The following is a 16,429-nucleotide window of genomic DNA, read 5'->3' on the forward strand; positions in this document are numbered from 1 at the left end:
CGCGTCCCCCGGGTGCAGTCACCGAAACCATGAAGGAGTTGGCTGGCGGCCTCCCTCGTCTTGTAGATTCGTATGAAAGGCAGGATGCGACGACCTGCCCGATTTCCAACGGCAACATCGAGACAGATCGGCGGCGACATCATGCGGCTGCGCGCACTGCTGGAGACCGAGGCGCTGGGGCTGCGGCTGCTGGGCGGCGAGGAAGAACTCGACCGTACGGTCCGCGGTGTCATGACCACGGACCTGAGAGATCCCAGCCGATACCTCTCCGGAGGGGAACTTGTCCTGACCGGACTGGCCTGGAGACGAAATTCGGCCGATTCCGAGCCGTTCGTACGAATCCTTGCCAGTGCCGGCGTGGCGGGGCTGGCGGCCGGCGAGGCGGAGCTGGGAGCGATCCCGGACGATCTGGTCTCGGCCTGTCTTCGCAACCGGCTGCCGCTGTTCGCCGTGAACGAAGACGTTGCATTCGCCACGATCACCGAGTATGTGGTCCGGCAGGTGTCCGGAGAGCGTGCCGGGGACCTGGCGGCCGTCGTGGACCGGCACCGCCGCCTCATGACCTCGGGTCCCGCGGGCGGCGGACCGGATGTGGTGCTGGATCTGCTCACCACGGACCTCGATCTGCGTGCGTGGGTGCTCTCGCCCACGGGCAGGCAGATCGCCGGGGCCGGTGAGCCGCTCGCGCCGGGCATCTGCGCGGCACTGGCGAGCGAGCATCTCGCGGCGGTCCGGACCGGCCGCCGGGGCCCGCACCGGATCTCCATCCAGGGTATTACCTACTCCCTGTTCCCGATCAGGGGCGTGGCCAGGGGTGCCGGGCCCGGCGGCCGGGACGTGCGCGAGAGCGTGCTCTCGGACTGGCTGCTGGCCGTGGAGGCGGACGCGGGCGACTGGCCGGCCGAGCGGCTCGACCTGCTCCAGGGCGTCACCCAGCTGATCGCGGTCGAGCGGGACCGGCGCGACGCGGCCCGCACGGTGCGCCGCCGGCTGGCCCAGGAGGTCCTCGAACTGGTCCAGACGGGCGCCGCGCCCGCCGAGATCGCCGCGCGCCTGCGGGTCGCGGCCCCGGTCCTGCTACCGGGGCTGGGCACCGCCCCGCACTGGCAGGTCGTGGTGGCCCGGGTGGACTGGGAGGGCGGGGACATCTCCGGCGGACCGGTCGCCCAGTCGCTGCTGGAGGAGATCCTGGTCGACCCCTCGGTGTCCGGCCCGGAGCCCTCGGACCGGATCGCGGTCGCCCACGCCGGCGACGAGGCCATCGCCCTGGTGCCGCTGCCCGCGCTGCCCGGCGACGGCGGCGAGGAGACCGGCCCGGACACCGCCCTGCACGCCGACGCGCTGCTGGCGTCCGTACGGGAGCCGCTGGCCGCCGGCCTCGCCGACGACGGGCGGCTCACCCTGGGCGTCAGCGCCGCCGTGCACTCCGCGGAGGGCCTGCGGGGCGCCCTGGAGGAGGCCCGGCACGCCCGCCGGGTCGCCGCCGCCCGCCCCGGCCGGGTCTGCGCCGCCGGCCACCACGAGCTCGCCTCGCACGTGCTGCTGCTGCCCTTCGTCCCGGACGACGTCCGCCGGGCCTTCACCGCCCGGCTGCTGGATCCGCTGCGGGACTACGACCGGCGGCACCGGGCGGAGCTCATCCCGACCCTGGAGGCCTTCCTGGACTGCGACGGCTCCTGGACCCGCTGCGCCACCCGGCTCCACCTGCACGTCAACACGCTGCGTTACCGGGTCGGGCGAATCGAGCAGTTGACGGGGCGGGACCTGTCGCGCCTGGAGGACAAGCTCGACTTCTTCCTGGCACTGCGGATGAGCTGAGCGAACGCCCCGGACGGGTGGACCGGACCAGTGGGCGGACACGCCTGACGCGATGTCCGAACTTTGTGAAAGAGTTCACCCGACCCCTTGGCCGATCAAGCAGATCCGTGCTGTCATTTCGCCCCAGGGCTCAACGACGTGCTGCTCGGTTGCTTGGGGAGGGCAATGTGGCGGACACCGCCATGTCGGGTGCCGGAACTACCGGGGGAGACGACCCCCTCCAGCGGGCGATATGGCGGCTGCGTTCGCGCGGCTGTTGGACCGACGCGGCGGCGCTGCTGACACCGCACATGGACGACGCCGGGCCGGCGGTGCAGCGCACCGCGCTGCTCGTGGAGCGCTGCCTGTTCACCGGGCAGGGCTGGGCCGAGGCGGAGGACGCGCTGCGCATCGCGGAGGCGGTGGCCCGGGACGACGACGCGCGGGGCGCCGCGGCCTGTGAGCGCGGGCAGCTGGCGTACGCGGCGACCGTGCTCGGGATCCGGGACCGGGCCGACGAGGCCCGCTCGGCGCTCGGCCGCGCCGCGGCCCTCCTTTCGCCGGGGTCCCGGACCCGCCCCCTGCTGGACTTCCGCCGCGGCCTGGTGGCGGAGCACCTGGCCGACGACCCGCAGTCCGCCCGCCCCGCATACCGGCGCGCCCACTCCGGCGCGGCCAACAACGGGGACGAGCTGCTGCTCTCCTTCACCTGGCGGCACCTGGCCGCACTGGCCCTCCGCGACGGAGAGCTCGCCGAGGCCCGGCACGGCTTCGCGGAGTCCCTCCGCATCCGGGAGGAGCTGGGGTTCCTGGTGGGGACGGCACCGGCGCTGGCGGCCCTCGCGGAAGCGGAACCGGAGCCGGAGGCCTCCCGTCTACGTGCGGAGGCACGGCGCCTGTTCCACCTCCTGGGCGGCATCCCCACCTGGCTCGCCGACCAGCTCCACTCGTCCCCGGCCACCTGAGCCGGGCCACCCGACCTCCGTGCGGCGGCGCGGGCCGGGTGGACGACGGGTCAGCTGTACGACCGGTCAGGTGGACGACGGGTCGGGTGGACGACCGGTCAGGTGGACGAGAAGTGTTCGCGGACCAGGGATTCGACCACCGCGAGGTCCCCCGCGATCAACGCCTCCAACAGCGCCGAGTGCTCCGCCGCGTCCGCCACCAGATCGGCCTGCCGCACCCGCGGAGCCCCCGGCAGCGGCCACTGCGCCCGCCGGTGCAGGTCGTCCGCGACCTGGACCAGCTGCTGGTTGCCCGCCAGTGACAGCACCGCCCGGTGGAAGGCCCGGTCCGCCTCCGCGTAGCGCGGGACGTCCCCGGCGGCGGCCGCCTCGCCGGTGGCCGTGGCCGCCGCGCGGAGGCCGGCCCAGGTGTCCGCCGGCACCGTGCGGGCCAGCCGCAGCATCACCGGGACCTCCAGCAGGGCCCGTACCTCGGCCAGCTCGGCGCGCTCCCGCACCGTACGGCTGAGAACCCGGAAGCCCCGGTTCGGCAGGCACTCCACGGCCCCTTCCAGGGCCAACTGCTGCATCGCCTCGCGGACCGGGGTGGCGGACACCCCGAAGCGCTCCCCCAGGACCGGCCCGGAGTAGATCTCACCGGGAACGAGGTCGCCGTCGACCAGCGCGGCGCGCAGCGCCTCGAGGATCTGCCCGCGGACCGAGTGGCGCAATACCTTCTGGCGGGGCAACCGCGCCCGGGCCGCGTCGTGCACTCGGTCCTCCTGGCTGGTCTGGGCTTTTCCCAGAGGATAGCGACGAAATCCGGCCGTACGAGAACCGGCCGGATACAGACCTTGCGTGATCGAGTAAGGTAAGGCTTACCTGTTAACGATCGTGTGATTCGGTGGTCCCATGGCCGTCCCGGCTTTGCTCCCCGTCGTCACCGCCCCGGCCGGCTCTCCGGTGGCGGCAGCGTACGCCTGCTTGGCCGAGGTGTTCCCCGGACTCCGGGTGACCGAACTCACCGTGCACGAACCGGCCCCTCGCGGTGTGGGGTGGATCGGCGCGGACGAGCTGGCGGCGGGCGGGGCGGCCCTGGACGGGTTCCTCGCCCGGGACGGCGCCCAGGTCCTGGAGGACTACGGGCAGCGGGCCCGCCCGGACGTGGTCGCGGGCTTCGGCCTGCACCGGTACGTCTGGCCCGCCTGCCTGCTCTTCACGGTGCCCTGGTTCCTGCACCGCCGGGTCCCCCGGCTGCCCGCCGCCCGGGTGGCCTTCCACCGGACCGGCGGCCGGATGGCCGTGCGCACGGCCGGCTTCGCCTGCCTGCCGGACGATCCGGCGGCGGCGCTGCCGGGAGCGAGGGTCGTGGCCGGCGAGGAGGCGCTGCGGGCGGAGGTGCGGGCTGCGGTGGCCGAGCACCTGGAACCCGTACTGGCCGGATTCGGTCCCCGGATGCGGCGGGGCCGGCGGGCCCTGTGGGGGATGGTCACCGACGACATCGCCGAGGGCCTCTGGTACGTCGGCGAGCTGCTCGGCGAGGAGCAGCGGGCGCTGGCCGAGCTGGACCTGCTGCTGCCCGGCGCGACCGCCCCGTACACGGGCGGCAGCGGCTTCCGGAGCCTCGTCGGACCGGACGGCCGGGAGTTCCCCACCCGCGACCGGATCAGCTGCTGCCTCTTCTACACCATCCGCCCCGAGGACACCTGCGTCACCTGCCCGCGCACCTGTGACACCGATCGCGTCACCCGTCTGGCCGCCGAAGCGGCGAGTTCGTAGAACCGGTTTCCAACCCACCCACAGGAGTGGGGTGTATTCGAACTCAACTCATAAGACTCATATGACAGTTCGACTGACAACACCCTATCCGGAGGGCCGCTCACCCCATCAGAGTCCTCTTGCCCCGAAACCCGCGTGCGGGCCGGACCGGTTCCGCCACTATGGCGCCCGGAAAGCCGCTCACGCGACGCGAGTCTTCAGGCAAGGGACACCGGATGAGACTGACCGACATATCGCTGGACTGGCTGCTTCCCGGCAGCCTGCTGATCCTGGGCGTGCTTGCGGCAGTGGCGGTGCTGGCCCGGGGCAGGCGCGACAGCGAGAAGGCCGCGGCGGAGGACACCTGGGAACGCAGCGAGGAACGCCGGCGCCGCAAGGAGGCCATCTACGGCACCGCCTCGTACATCCTGCTGTTCTGCTGCGCGGCGGTGGCCGCCGCGCTCTCCTTCCACGGACTGGTCGGCTTCGGCCGGCAGAACCTCAACCTCTCCGGGGGCTGGGAGTACCTGGTGCCCTTCGGCCTCGACGGCGCCGCCATGTTCTGCTCGGTGCTCGCCGTCCGCGAGGCCAGCCACGGCGACGCGGCCCTCGGCTCACGGCTGCTGGTCTGGCTGTTCGCGGGCGCGGCCGCCTGGTTCAACTGGGTGCACGCTCCGCGCGGCCTGGGCCATGACGGGGCACCGCAGTTCTTCGCCGGGATGTCGCTCTCCGCGGCCGTCCTGTTCGACCGCGCGCTCAAGCAGACCCGCCGGGCCGCGCTCCGCGAACAGGGCCTGGTGCCCCGTCCGTTGCCGCAGATCCGGATCGTCCGCTGGCTGCGGGCACCCCGGGAGACCTTCGGCGCCTGGTCGCTGATGCTGCTGGAGGGGGTCCGCACCCTCGACGAGGCAGTGGACGAGGTGCGGGAGGACAAGCGGGAGAAGGAGCAGGACCGGCTCCGCCGGCGCGAACAGCAGCGTCGGGAGCGTGCGCACATCAGAGCGCTGGGGAGGCAGAACCGGGCCTTCGGCCTGCCCCGTACGCGCGGCCGTCAGGTCGAGGTGCCCGGCCTCGCCCCGGGTTCTGGCTCCGCGCCGGTCGGCGCGGAGCCCGCCATAGCGGAACAGGGACAGCTGCCCGTACGCCGCCGGCCCTCCCTGCAGGCCGTTCATGGAACCGAGACGAGTGAGGCCCGCACCGTGGACCTCACCGCCGAGGACGACACCCAGACCATCCCCCGGCTGGACTCCCTGGAGCGCAAACTGAAGGATCTCGAGCAGCAGTTCGGCTGAGATGTTCGGCCGGGATGTCCGTGACCCGTGCCCGCACCCCTCAGGCGGGCGGTCCGGCCGGTCGGGCCGGGCCGTCCGTCGCGGGCCGGCCACCGTCCCGCCGGGCCCCCTCCAGTTCGAACCACACCACCTTGCCGGCCCCGGCCGGATCGACCCCCCACGCGTCGGCGAGCGCCTGCACCAGCATCAGCCCCCGGCCGTGCGTACCGTCGTCGGCGATCGGTACGTACGGCCGGGGCCGCCGTGCGGTGCAGTCCCGCACCTCCACCCGTAATCGGGTGTCGGCGAGCCGGACGCACACCTCGGCGCCCTGGTCCGTGTGGACCAGCGCATTGGTCACCAGCTCGGTGGCCAGCAGCTCCGCCACCTCTGCGGTGTCCGTTCGACACCGGTGCCGGAGCATCTCCCGCAGGTCTCTGCGGACTTCGCCCACAGCCTTGAGATCCGCCCGGCGCACCGTCCGTGTGATCTCGGTCTTCGCCCCCACCCGCACGGCGATGTACCTCCCGTGTGCGTTTCTCCTTCGAACAGGCCTACGGGATGCATGCCCGCCGGACGGAAACGCACTCCTCCGCGCCTGTAACGGGGTTACGGACGGGGAACGTTGCGCAGGTTGGATCGAGCCATCTGGAGCATCCGGCCCACCCCGCCGTCCAGCACGATCTTGCTGGCGGAAAGTGCGAATCCGGTCACCATTTCGGCGCTGATCCTCGGCGGAATGGACAGCGCGTTGGGGTCGGTGACCACATCCACCAGGGCCGGTCCACGATGGCTGAATGCGTCCTTCAGAGCCCCGCTGAGCTGCTTGGGCTTCTCCACCCGGACCCCGTAGGCGCCCGCCGCGCGGGCGATCGCGGAGAAGTCGGGATTCCGGTTGGTGGTTCCGTACGAAGGAAGGCCGGAAACCAGCATTTCCAACTCGACCATGCCGAGGGAGGAGTTGTTGAAGAGAACCACTTTGACGGGGAGGTCGTACTGCACCAGGGTGAGGAAATCTCCCATCAGCATCGAGAAGCCGCCGTCACCGGACATCGACACCACTTGACGGTTGCGGTCGGTGAACTGTGCGCCGATGGCCTGCGGGAGGGCGTTGGCCATCGAGCCGTGGCTGAAGGAGCCGATGATGCGCCGCTTGCCGTTCGGGGAAAGATAGCGCGCCGCCCAGACATTGCACATGCCCGTGTCGACGGTGAACACGGCGTTCTCGTCGGCCAGTTCGTCGAGTACGGAGGCGACGTACTCGGGGTGGATCGGCGTGTGCTTCTCCACCTTGCGGGTGTAGGCCTTGACCACCCCTTCCAGGGCGTCGGCGTGCTTCTTCAGCATCCGGTCCAGGAACCGCCGGTCCGTCTTGGCCTTCACCCGGGTGTTCAGGGCGCGCAGGGTCTCCCGGACGTCGCCCCAGACCGCGAGGGCGAGCTGGGAGCGGCGGCCGAGGTGTTCCGGCCGGATGTCCACCTGGACGATCTTGACGTCGTCGGGCAGGAAGGCGTTGTACGGGAAGTCGGTGCCGAGCAGGATCAGCAGGTCGCACTCGTGGGTGGCCTCGTAGGCGGCGCCGTAGCCGAGCAGTCCGCTCATCCCGACGTCGTACGGATTGTCGTACTGGATCCATTCCTTGCCGCGCAGGGCGTGCCCGACGGGGGCGTTGACCCGGCCGGCGAACTCCATCACCTCGGCGTGCGCGCCGGCCGTGCCGCTGCCGCAGAACAGCGTGACCTTGTCGGCCTCGTCGATCAGCCGGACGAGCTTCTCGATCTCGCCTTCGCCGGGCCGGACGGTGGGGCGGGCGGTGACGAGTGCGTGCTCCACCGCCTTCTCGGGGGCGGGCTGGTCGGCGATGTCACCGGGCAGGGCGACCACGCTGACCCCGCTGCGGCCGACGGCGTGCTGGACGGCGGTCTGCAGCAGCCGGGGCATCTGGCGCGGGTTGGAGATCAGTTCGCTGTAGTGGCTGCATTCGCGGAACAGCTGGTCGGGGTGGGTCTCCTGGAAGTAGCCGAGGCCGATCTCGCTGGACGGGATGTGCGAGGCGAGGGCGAGGACCGGGGCCATGGAGCGGTGGGCGTCGTAGAGGCCGTTGATGAGGTGCAGGTTGCCGGGGCCGCAGGAGCCGGCGCAGGCGGCGAGCCGGCCGGTGATCTGGGCTTCGGCGCCGGCCGCGAAGGCGGCCGTCTCCTCGTGCCGGACCTGGATCCACTCGATGTCCGCCGTTCGGCGGATCGCGTCGACCACGGGGTTGAGACTGTCGCCGACGACTCCGTACATCCGGCGTACTCCGGCGCGCACGAGGATGTCGACGAACTGCTCCGCCACGTTCTGCTTGGCCATGGAGGGGGCGCCCTTTCCGGTCCGGCTGCTGCGGGTGTGCGCCTCCCATCAACCCATGATCCGTTCGATCGCGCCTCCCGGCACCTCCCCCGGGATGGCGCCCCTGCGTCACGCCTCCCAGACCGCGGCCGCCGTACGGTCGTCGGCGTACCCCTTGAGCCGGAGCTGGGTGTCGGCGAGGAAGCCGGCGAGGCCGGGCGGCTCGGTGCCGGTCCAGCGGGCCGCGAGCTCGGCCGGCAGCAGCGGCTCCTCGCGCATGGGCTCGGCCAGCCCGGCGGTGCAGAGCAGCAGGGTGTCCCCCGGCCGGGCCACGCTCGCGCGGAACCGGAACCCGCCGGCGGCCCCGTCCTCGCCGGCCGGGGCGGGGGCGGCTTCGAGATCCTGCCACTCCCCCGCCCGGAGCCGGAACAGTCCGCCCGGGCCGGTCCCGAAGCTCACCCGGGTGCGGCATTCGGGGTCGATGGGCAGCAGCAGGCAGCGCAGCCCGGCCGTGTACTCGGGGTCGTCGAGTCCGAGTTCGGCGGCCCGGGCGCGGAGCCGCCCGTACCCGCGGTCGGTGAGCCGCTGGAGTCCGGACCGCAGGGCGTCCCGGCGGCCGGCCCGGATGTCCTCGCCGAGCCGGCCCTGGCTGCGGCCGACGGCGGCGCCCACCCAGTGGCACAGTTCGGCGGCGGCCTCCCGGGCGCCCTCCGCGGCGCGGTCCCCGCCGGCCAAGGCGACCAGCACCAGGGAGTCGTCGCCGGTGCCGAAGCGGGCGGTGAGCAGGAAGTCGCGGCGTGCCTCGCCGCGGTAGCGGGCGGAGTCCCCGCGTACGGATCCGGCGCGCAGGACGCTGCCGCCGTACCGGGCGCCCTCCAGCACGGTGTCGGGCACCAGGCCGTCCAGCGCCGCCGGGTCGGCGACGGGGAGGGCGCCGGGCTCGGCGGCGTAGGTCGGCGGCCGGTCCCCGAGGTACCGCACCTCCGGCCGGCGTTCCGCCCCGTCGTCCGCGCCGCCCGTCGTCGCGGGCCCGGTCCGGTCTCCGCCCGCCGGCGGAGCCGGTGGCACGGCCAGGTGCCCCAGCGCGTACCGGGTCGACCCGGGCGGCGGGCCGGCCGGCAGCGGCGGCAAGGACGGCAGCGCCGCGCCGGGCGACCCCGGCGTGCCCTGCGGACGCTTCCGCTCGGCGGGCGCCTCCGGAAGGTCGTCCTCGGCCGGGCGCGGCCGCGGGAGCAGACCGGCCCGGGGGTCGGGCGGGTCCGGGGCGGGGCGTGGCGGCTCCGGCGGGAACCACTCCGGCTCGCGCCGCTCCGGCGCAGGCGGGGCCGGCTCGCGCCGCTCCGGCGCGGGTGGGCCCGGCGCGGGTGGGGCCGCCGCGGGCGGCGTCGGCGCGGGCGGGCCCGGCTCGCGCCGCTCCGCCGCGGGCGGGGCCAGCTCGGGTGGGGCCGCCGCGGGCGGCGTCGGCTCGGGCGGTTCCGGCGCGGGTGGAGCCGGCGCGGGTGGAGCCGGCGCGGGCGGTTCCGGCGCAGGCGGCGCCGACGCAGGCGGCTCGGGAGGGCCGGTGAGCATGGCCGAAGCCGTGCTGTACCGGGACTCCAGGGTGTCCTCGGTGCCTCGGGGGGCCGGCACCCCGCCACCCGGCGGACCCTCGCGCGGGTCCTCGTACAGCCGCTGCCACCAGTCCTGCGGGTCCGCGTCCCCCTGCTGAGTCATGCCCCGTATTGTCGGCCGCGCCCTGCGGCCGGGCGCACCGATTCCGGGGAATTGGACCCGATGGTGGGGCGCTGTACGTCAGCGCCCCACCATCGGTCACGCGGCTCAGTGCGAGTTGCAGTCCGGCACGTTGCCCGAGCAGTTGTTCGGGACGTTGTCCTCGATCTCGCTCTTCTCGATCTCGACGACGCCACCCTCCTCGTTGTTGAGGCCGCCCCCGGTGTCTGCGGCCTGGTTCTCGGTGAACTTGGCCCGCACGGCACAGTGCGGCGGCCGCCGGGGGCGGGTGCACCCCCGGCGGCCGCCGCCTGCATCACCGTGCCGCTAGCCGCGCACGTCGTACGCCCGCGCCACCGTCTGGGTGACCGCCGCGCCGTCGGCCGCGGTGAGTTCCACCTTGAGCGAGACCGGCTTGCCGGCGGCGCCCGTGTGGTCGACCTCCGCCGTCCATGCACCGCCCTGCCGGGTCACCTCCGCTTGAGTCCAGTGCTCGCCGTCGTAGGAGTACGACAGCTTGGCGGACTTCAGCGCGCCCGGCGTGTATCCGGCGTGGCCGGCGGCCGCCAGGCCGATGCGGATCCCGTCGGCGGCCGGCACGGTCTTCGCGCCGTCCTCCGGGAGCGAGAGGGAGGGGAACAGGATGGGCAGGACCTGCGAGTAGGCGGCCTCGTCCAGCTGCGAACGGAAGGTCCAAGAGGTCTGCACCCCCTGCGACCGCTGCCAGACCCGGGCCGGCGCGCCGAACTTCTGGATGTGCTGGGTCAGTTCGTACGTGCCTGCCTCGGCCGGGACCTCGAAGACCCCGGACGGGTACCAGCTGTCTCCGATCGGCTCTCCGTTCCGCTTCAGCGTCAGGCTGCCGACGTCGCCGAAGGAGCCGGGCTGCGCGTGGTGCCCGCTGTCGCCCCACATCGCGGAGGCGAAACCGATCAGGTTGCCCTGCCGTTCGGCGGCCAGGACCGGCTTGCCCGCGCTGTCGCGGGGCGCGACCGGGCCGATCACCCCGTCGTACCAGCTCTCGCTGCGCCGGGAGCCCTTGGTGTAGGTGCGGTGCCGGTCGGTCATGAACTCACCCCACGGGAAGCTGCTGGAGAGCAGGTGCTCCCAGGCCGTACCGCCGCCGTCTCCGCCGTCTCCGCCGTCTCCGGCCGAGTAGTACTCGGTACGGCTGCCCGGCACCGCGACGGTCTCCAGCGAGCCGAAGAACACCGCGTGGCCCAGCGGCCGGTACGCGCCGACGAGGTCGACGTAGTCGGCGGCCACACCCATGGCCCGGTAGGTGGACTGCACGGTGCCCAGGTCGCGGTCGCGGACCCGGTAGGTGCGGTCCCCGTGCACGGTGCCGGTCTCGGTCTGCGCCAGGTTGTAGATGTACGGGCTCCGGGCCGTGGCCTTCCAGGAGAGGGTGACCTTGCCGCCCGCCAGCCGGTCGAGCAGTGTCTTCGCCTCCCCGCTGTCGACGGTCAGCGCGGGCAGGGATCCGCCGGCGTAGCCGGTGAAGCCCGTCCAGCGTCCGGGGGCGTCCCGGTGGGCGAGGACCGCCTTGGCGCCGGCCGCCTTCGCGTTCTGCGCCTGCTGGTAGAGGGATCCGCCCTCGGTGGCCCTGACCAGCACGATGGCGTCCTTGGCGCCCGCCGCGGCGAGTTCCTCGGGGGTGCCGGTGCCGGCGTTCACCAGCGGGGCGCTGTCGGTGCCGTCGAGGTTGTCGCTGCCCAGCGAGGCGGTGATCGGGTGCAGGGCGGGTCCGCCGGTGACCTTCAGCTCGGAGATCAACGGGGCGCCGGCCCGCCAGTAGCTGCCGAACTCGAAACTGCCCTCGCCGGCCCGGCCTTCGACGGAGGCGTAGAAGCCGCGTACGGTGCGGCCGCCCATGGCGGTGCCGGCGTGCAGCCAGGTGTCGTCCCAGCCGCGGGCGAAGGACAGGGTGGTGCTGCGGCTCTCGGTGGGCCGGTCGGCGGCGATGCCGAGCCGGCCCGCCTTCCGGGCGTCGAGCACGACGGTGGTGTCCTTCTTCACCTCGACCTGGGGGCGGCCCAGGTAGGTGAGGGAGTCGATGAGCTCGGCGCCCTCGCCCGCGTCGGGGGTGCCGACGAAGGCGGACAGGAAGTAGGAGCCGGGGCGGACCCGGTAGAGCTGGTCGGCGGCGCCCTCGTTGAAGCGGCGTTCGCCGGTGGCGGTGTCGGTGCCGATCACGTCGAGGGAGGAGGGTCCGGCGGCGGGCTTGCCGGCGCGGTCGAGGAGCTTGACGCGCAGGGTGACCGTCTCCGGCTCCACGTACAGGGAGAAGGGGGTGGAGATGCGGATCCCCCCGGGGCCGGTGGCGGTGACCCGGCCGGTGATGTCGCCGTACTGGGCGCGCTCCAGGCGGGCGGCCGGGTCGAGGGCGAGCGGGACCTTGACGGTGGCGCCGGCCGGGACGGTGACGGTGCGCCGGTCGAGGCGGGCCACGGCCGACCGGACGGCGGAGCCGTCGTTGCCGGTGACCTTCTGCAGGGCGAGGTTCAGGGTGACCGGCGCGCTGCCCGTGTTGGTGTAGGGGACCTCGACGGTGGTGCGGTCGCTGCGGTCCTGGGGCCAGTGGTGGGTGCCGCCCTGGACCGTGGGGGCGCCGGTGACCGTGGCGGCGAGCGCGGCCGGGACGTCGAGGCGGCCGCCGCCGGTCTCCCGTACGTCGCCGGGCACGGTGGTGGCGGCCGAGCCGACGAGCGCGGCCTTGATCCGGGCGCCGGTCCAGTCGGGGTGGCGCTGCTTGACGAGGGCGGCGGCGCCCGCGACGTGTGGGGTGGCCATCGAGGTGCCGGACATGCCCTGGTACGCGTACACCCCGCGGCCGCCCGCGGCGGCGGCCGAGATCCCGACGCCGGGGGCGGCGATCTCGGGCTTGAGGGTGTGCTGGAGGCCGGCCGGGCCGCGGCTGGAGAAGGAGGCGGTGGTGTCGTCCCGGTCGACCGCTCCGACGGTGAGCGCGCTGGGGGCGCAGCCGGGCGAGGAGACGGTGTTGTTGCCGGGGCCCGAGTTGCCGGCCGCGATCACGAACAGGGTTCCCTGCCGGGAGAGGCGTTCGGTGGCGGCGGCGAGCGGGTCGTCGCAGGCGGTCTGTGAGGGGTCGCCGAGGCTCATGGAGACGATGTCGGCCTTGCTGTCGACGGCCCATTCCATACCGGCGATGATCCACGAGTCCAGGCCGTATCCCTGGTCGTTGAGGACCTTGCCGGAGAGGAGGCCGGCGCCGGGGGCGACGCCCTTCTTCGCGCCGCCGCTCGCGGTGCCGGAGCCGCCGACGGTGGAGATGGTGTGCGTGCCGTGGCCCTGCCGGTCTCCGTCGGTGTCGGAGTCGGTGAAGTTCTTCGAGCCGCTGACGCGGCCCTTCAGGTCGGGGTGTTCGAGGTCGGTGCCGGTGTCGAGCACGGCGACCCTGGTGCCCTTGCCGTCGTAGCCGGCGGCCCACGCCGCGGGGGCGCCCACCTGCCGGGTCGAGCGTTCCAGGTTCGCCTGGACCCTGCCGTCCAGCCACAGCTTCTTCAGTCCGCCGGCCGCGCGGGAGCGGGGGGCGGTGACGTCGGCCCAGAAGGCGGTGGCCTGCTGCTTGTCGGCGGAGAGGGCGACCGCGCCGATGGAGTCGAGGACCAGGGAGCGTTCTGCGCCGCGCGGGGTGGCGGGGGCGCTGCGGGCGACGTCGACGGAGCCGTCGTAGACCGCGATCAGCGGGATCTTCTTGGCGTGCGCGTCGTCGTAGCCCTGCCGGATGAGGGCGGTGACGTTGAACAGCTCGGCGTCGACGCGGCCGGCGGCGAGGGCCTTGACCGCGCCCTCGGGGTAGACGTACAGGTCCTTGCCGGACTGGCGGGTCTGGACGATCGGCTGTGAGCCGTCCTCGCGGGGCATCGCGGTGGCCGCGGTGCGGCCCGCGGCGTCGGTGGAGACCAGGATCCGGTCACCGGTGACCAGGGTGACGGTGACCGGGCCGGAGGGGGTTCTCGCCGCGGCCTCGCTGCCGGTCAGCGGTCTCTTTCCGGTGGCGTCGCTCGGCTGTGCCGAGCACGGGCCGACGGCGGTGACGGCCAGGACGGCGGCGGTGGCCGCCCCGACTGCCGTACGCGATATCGGGCGCATCGCTCTCCCCAGGTGAAATCCGGCCAACTTCGGCATTGCGCGGCAAAGTTGCCGCATGAATGACTTTTCGGCCGGTGGATGTCGGTGCTGCGGTGGCGTCACCTTGGCAGAGAGGCGGTGGGTGCGGTGATGATGTCCGCGGCGGGTTTGCGCCGTGGCCGATTCCCGCCAGTCGGGCGGGTCGAGAGTGGGGTGGACGGGTTGCTGGGTGCGATAGGCCTCGACGAGGGCCAGGAGTCGGCGTACCGGGCGCTGGTGGCATTGGGGGCGGCGGAGGTCCCTGACCTGGCGCACCGGCTGACCCTGCCGGTGCCGCAGACGGAGCGGGCGCTGCGGCACCTGGAGCGGCAGGGGCTGGCCGCGCAGTCCTCGGCCCGGCCCGGCCGGTGGGTGGCGGCGCCGCCGGGGGTGGCCCTGGGCGCCCTCCTCACCCAGCAGCGGCACGAGCTGGAGCAGGCGGAGCTGGCGGCGGCGCTGCTGGCCGAGGAGTACCGGGCGGAGGCGGCCGAGCCGGCCGTGCACGACCTGGTGGAGGTGGTCACCGGGGCGAGCGCGGTGGCGCACCGCTTCGTGCAGCTGCAGCTGGGGGCGGTGGAGGAGGTGTGCGCGCTGGTGACCGGCCGGCCCCAGGTGGTGACCGGTACCGAGAACGACGCCGAGGACCGGGCGGCGGGCCGGGGGGTGGGCTACCGGGTGGTGATCGAACGGGAGGTCCTGTCCCAGGCCGGCGGGCTGCGGGAGGCGCAGGTGGCGCTGGGCCGGGGCGAACAGGTCCGGGTGATCCCCCGGGTCCCCACCAAGCTGGTGATCGCGGACCGCACCCTGGCGATGGTGCCCCTGACCGGGCGGAACGCGGAGCCTGCGGCGCTGGTGGTGCACGCGTCGGGGCTGCTGGAGTCCCTGCTCGGCCTGTTCGAGGCGGTATGGCGGGAGTCCCTGCCGCTGCGGCTGGGCGCGGGCGGCTCGGTGGCCGAGGCGGAGACCGGCCCGGACGAGACGGACCTGGAGATCCTCTCGCTGCTGCTGGCGGGCATGACGGACGCGAGCGTGGCCAAGCACCTGGAGCTGGGCCTGCGGACGGTGCAACGCCGGGTGAAGGGCCTGATGGAGCTGGCGGACGTGGCCACCCGGCTCCAACTGGGCTGGCACGCCTACGAGCGCGGCTGGGTGACCCGCTGACCGTCCGGCGGCGGACGTGCGCGAGGGCCCCGGCCCGGCCCCGGACGCGAGCCGGGGCCGGGCCGGGGCCCGGGGCCGGGGTCAGGCCCGGGGCCGGGGCCACGGGCAGGGGTGGGTCAGACCCCGGGGCCGGGCCGGGGCCCGGGGTGGGTCAGGCGCGGCCGCCGCGCTTGGCAGCGTAGTTGGCGCGGCCCTCCGCGCCCTTCAGGCGCCAGTCGCGGCGGATCTCCGCCCGCACCCGCGCGTCCGTCTTCGCCACGATCCACTGGTTCTCCCGGACCAGCTTCCGGTAGCTGTCCAGGCGCCGCTCGGGCAGTTCGCCCCGCTCGACGGCCTCGCGTACCGCGCAGCCCGGCTCGGCCTCGTGGGCGCAGTCGTGGAAGCGGCACTCGCGGGCGTAGTCCTCGATCTCCGAGAACACCTGTCCGACGCCCGACTCCGCGTCGAACAGCCCGACACCACGCAGGCCCGGCGTGTCGATGAGGACGCCGCCGCCCGGGAGGGCCAGCAGGTTCCGCGTGGTGGTGGTGTGGCGGCCCTTGCCGTCCACGTCGCGGATCTCCTGGACCTCCATGACGTCCGCGCCGAGCAGCGCGTTCGCCAGTGTGGACTTGCCGGCGCCGGAGATGCCGAGCAGGACGCTGGTGCCGCCGGCGACGACCGCGCCGAGGACGTCCATGCCCTCTCCGGTCCTGGAGGAGACGGGGAGCACCTGGACGCCGGGCGCCGTGGTCTCCACGTCCTGTACGAGGTGGGCCAGGGTGACCGGGTCGGGCACCAGGTCCGCCTTGGTCAGCACGATCAGCGGCTGCGCGCCCGATTCCCAGCCCAGGGCCAGGAACCGTTCGATCCGCCCGAGGTCGAGCTCGACGGCGAGGGAGACCGCGATGACGGCGTGGTCGACGTTCGCGGCGAGGATCTGCCCGTCGGACCGCTTCGAGGAGGTGGAGCGGACGAAGGAGGTCCGCCGCGGCAGGTAGGTACGTACGTAGCGCGGATCGCCGGCCCCGTCGGGGTCGACCACGGCCCAGTCGCCGGTGCAGATGACCCGCAGCGGGTCGTGCGGGGTGACGAAGGCCGTGTCGGCGCGGACGATGCCGTCCGCGGTGAGCACGTCGCACTGCCCGCGGTCGACCCGGACGACCCGGCCGGGCACCAGGCCCTGCGCGGCGTACGGGGCGAACTCCTCGGCCCAGGCGTCGTCCCAGCCGAGGGAGGCGAGAGAGGAGAAAGCGGAAGAAGAAGCGAGAGACAAGGGGAGCCCTTCACAGGGTGGCCCCGGCGGCGCGTCCGATGCGCGCGGTCAAGCAGACGGAGTGTCAG

The 16,429-nt window shown here is 73.7% G+C and carries 12 protein-coding genes; 5 read left to right on the top strand and 7 right to left on the bottom strand.

All coding sequences use genetic code 11. The annotated features are described in order from the left end of the window. Positions 1-141: 141 nt before the first annotated feature. Positions 142-1,818, top strand: a complete 1,677-nt coding sequence (locus AB0447_RS12430) for a PucR family transcriptional regulator ligand-binding domain-containing protein (RefSeq protein ID WP_366476550.1) — start codon at positions 142-144, stop codon at positions 1,816-1,818. Positions 1,819-2,000: 182 nt separating this feature from the next. Next, positions 2,001-2,762, top strand: a complete 762-nt coding sequence (locus AB0447_RS12435) for a hypothetical protein (protein WP_366476589.1) — start codon at positions 2,001-2,003, stop codon at positions 2,760-2,762. Between the two features lie 98 nt (positions 2,763-2,860). Here the strand turns inward: AB0447_RS12435 and AB0447_RS12440 are convergent, their stop codons facing one another. Next, positions 2,861-3,514 carry a GntR family transcriptional regulator gene (locus AB0447_RS12440; RefSeq protein WP_366476551.1) on the bottom strand — a complete coding sequence of 218 codons (654 nt, stop codon included), beginning with the start codon at positions 3,512-3,514 and terminating at the stop codon, positions 2,861-2,863. Between the two features lie 139 nt (positions 3,515-3,653). Here AB0447_RS12440 and AB0447_RS12445 point away from each other — a divergent pair, with 139 nt between their 5' ends. Beyond that, the gene (locus AB0447_RS12445) at positions 3,654-4,520 is read left to right on the top strand and encodes a (2Fe-2S)-binding protein (protein ID WP_366476552.1); all 867 of its coding nucleotides are present in this window, start codon (positions 3,654-3,656) and stop codon (positions 4,518-4,520) included. Positions 4,521-4,735: 215 nt separating this feature from the next. After that, positions 4,736-5,791 carry a DUF2637 domain-containing protein gene (locus AB0447_RS12450; protein ID WP_366476553.1) on the top strand — a complete coding sequence of 352 codons (1,056 nt, stop codon included), beginning with the start codon at positions 4,736-4,738 and terminating at the stop codon, positions 5,789-5,791. A 40-nt stretch (positions 5,792-5,831) separates the two neighbouring features. Here the strand turns inward: AB0447_RS12450 and AB0447_RS12455 are convergent, their stop codons facing one another. From AB0447_RS12455 to AB0447_RS12475, 5 genes are all read right to left on the bottom strand, one after another. Further along, positions 5,832-6,248 carry an ATP-binding protein gene (locus AB0447_RS12455; RefSeq protein WP_366476590.1) on the bottom strand — a complete coding sequence of 139 codons (417 nt, stop codon included), beginning with the start codon at positions 6,246-6,248 and terminating at the stop codon, positions 5,832-5,834. Positions 6,249-6,379: 131 nt separating this feature from the next. Continuing rightward, on the bottom strand, positions 6,380-8,122 hold the full coding sequence (locus tag AB0447_RS12460; protein WP_366476554.1) for a pyruvate dehydrogenase: 1,743 nt from the start codon (positions 8,120-8,122) through the stop codon (positions 6,380-6,382). Between the two features lie 108 nt (positions 8,123-8,230). Then, positions 8,231-9,814, bottom strand: a complete 1,584-nt coding sequence (locus tag AB0447_RS12465) for a protein phosphatase 2C domain-containing protein (protein ID WP_366476555.1) — start codon at positions 9,812-9,814, stop codon at positions 8,231-8,233. A gap of 105 nt (positions 9,815-9,919) precedes the next feature. Next, a complete protein-coding gene (locus AB0447_RS12470; protein ID WP_366476556.1) occupies positions 9,920-10,072 on the bottom strand; it encodes a hypothetical protein in 153 nt (50 codons plus the stop codon). 66 nt (positions 10,073-10,138) lie between these two features. Then, positions 10,139-13,927 (bottom strand): S8 family serine peptidase, encoded by a 3,789-nt coding sequence (locus tag AB0447_RS12475; RefSeq protein ID WP_366476557.1) that lies wholly within the window; start codon positions 13,925-13,927, stop codon positions 10,139-10,141. Between the two features lie 201 nt (positions 13,928-14,128). Here AB0447_RS12475 and AB0447_RS12480 point away from each other — a divergent pair, with 201 nt between their 5' ends. Then, positions 14,129-15,106 carry a helix-turn-helix domain-containing protein gene (locus tag AB0447_RS12480; protein ID WP_366476558.1) on the top strand — a complete coding sequence of 326 codons (978 nt, stop codon included), beginning with the start codon at positions 14,129-14,131 and terminating at the stop codon, positions 15,104-15,106. 151 nt (positions 15,107-15,257) lie between these two features. Here the strand turns inward: AB0447_RS12480 and rsgA are convergent, their stop codons facing one another. After that, complete coding sequence (rsgA, locus tag AB0447_RS12485) at positions 15,258-16,361, bottom strand: ribosome small subunit-dependent GTPase A (RefSeq protein WP_366476559.1); 1,104 nt, start codon at positions 16,359-16,361, stop codon at positions 15,258-15,260. Between the last annotated feature and the right edge of the window lie 68 nt (positions 16,362-16,429).

Source organism: Streptomyces sp. NPDC051211 (genome assembly GCF_040689505.1).
Taxonomy (GTDB): Bacteria; Actinomycetota; Actinomycetes; order Streptomycetales; family Streptomycetaceae; genus Streptomyces.

Coding starts and splice junctions, on each gene's coding strand:
- AB0447_RS12460 (WP_366476554.1), bottom strand. CDS start 8,122: ATGGCCAAGCAGAACGTGGCGGAGCAGTTCGTCGACATCCTCGTGCGC.
- AB0447_RS12475 (WP_366476557.1), bottom strand. CDS start 13,927: ATGCGCCCGATATCGCGTACGGCAGTCGGGGCGGCCACCGCCGCCGTC.
- AB0447_RS12430 (WP_366476550.1), top strand. CDS start 142: ATGCGGCTGCGCGCACTGCTGGAGACCGAGGCGCTGGGGCTGCGGCTG.
- AB0447_RS12450 (WP_366476553.1), top strand. CDS start 4,736: ATGAGACTGACCGACATATCGCTGGACTGGCTGCTTCCCGGCAGCCTG.
- AB0447_RS12435 (WP_366476589.1), top strand. CDS start 2,001: ATGTCGGGTGCCGGAACTACCGGGGGAGACGACCCCCTCCAGCGGGCG.
- AB0447_RS12445 (WP_366476552.1), top strand. CDS start 3,654: ATGGCCGTCCCGGCTTTGCTCCCCGTCGTCACCGCCCCGGCCGGCTCT.
- AB0447_RS12465 (WP_366476555.1), bottom strand. CDS start 9,814: ATGACTCAGCAGGGGGACGCGGACCCGCAGGACTGGTGGCAGCGGCTG.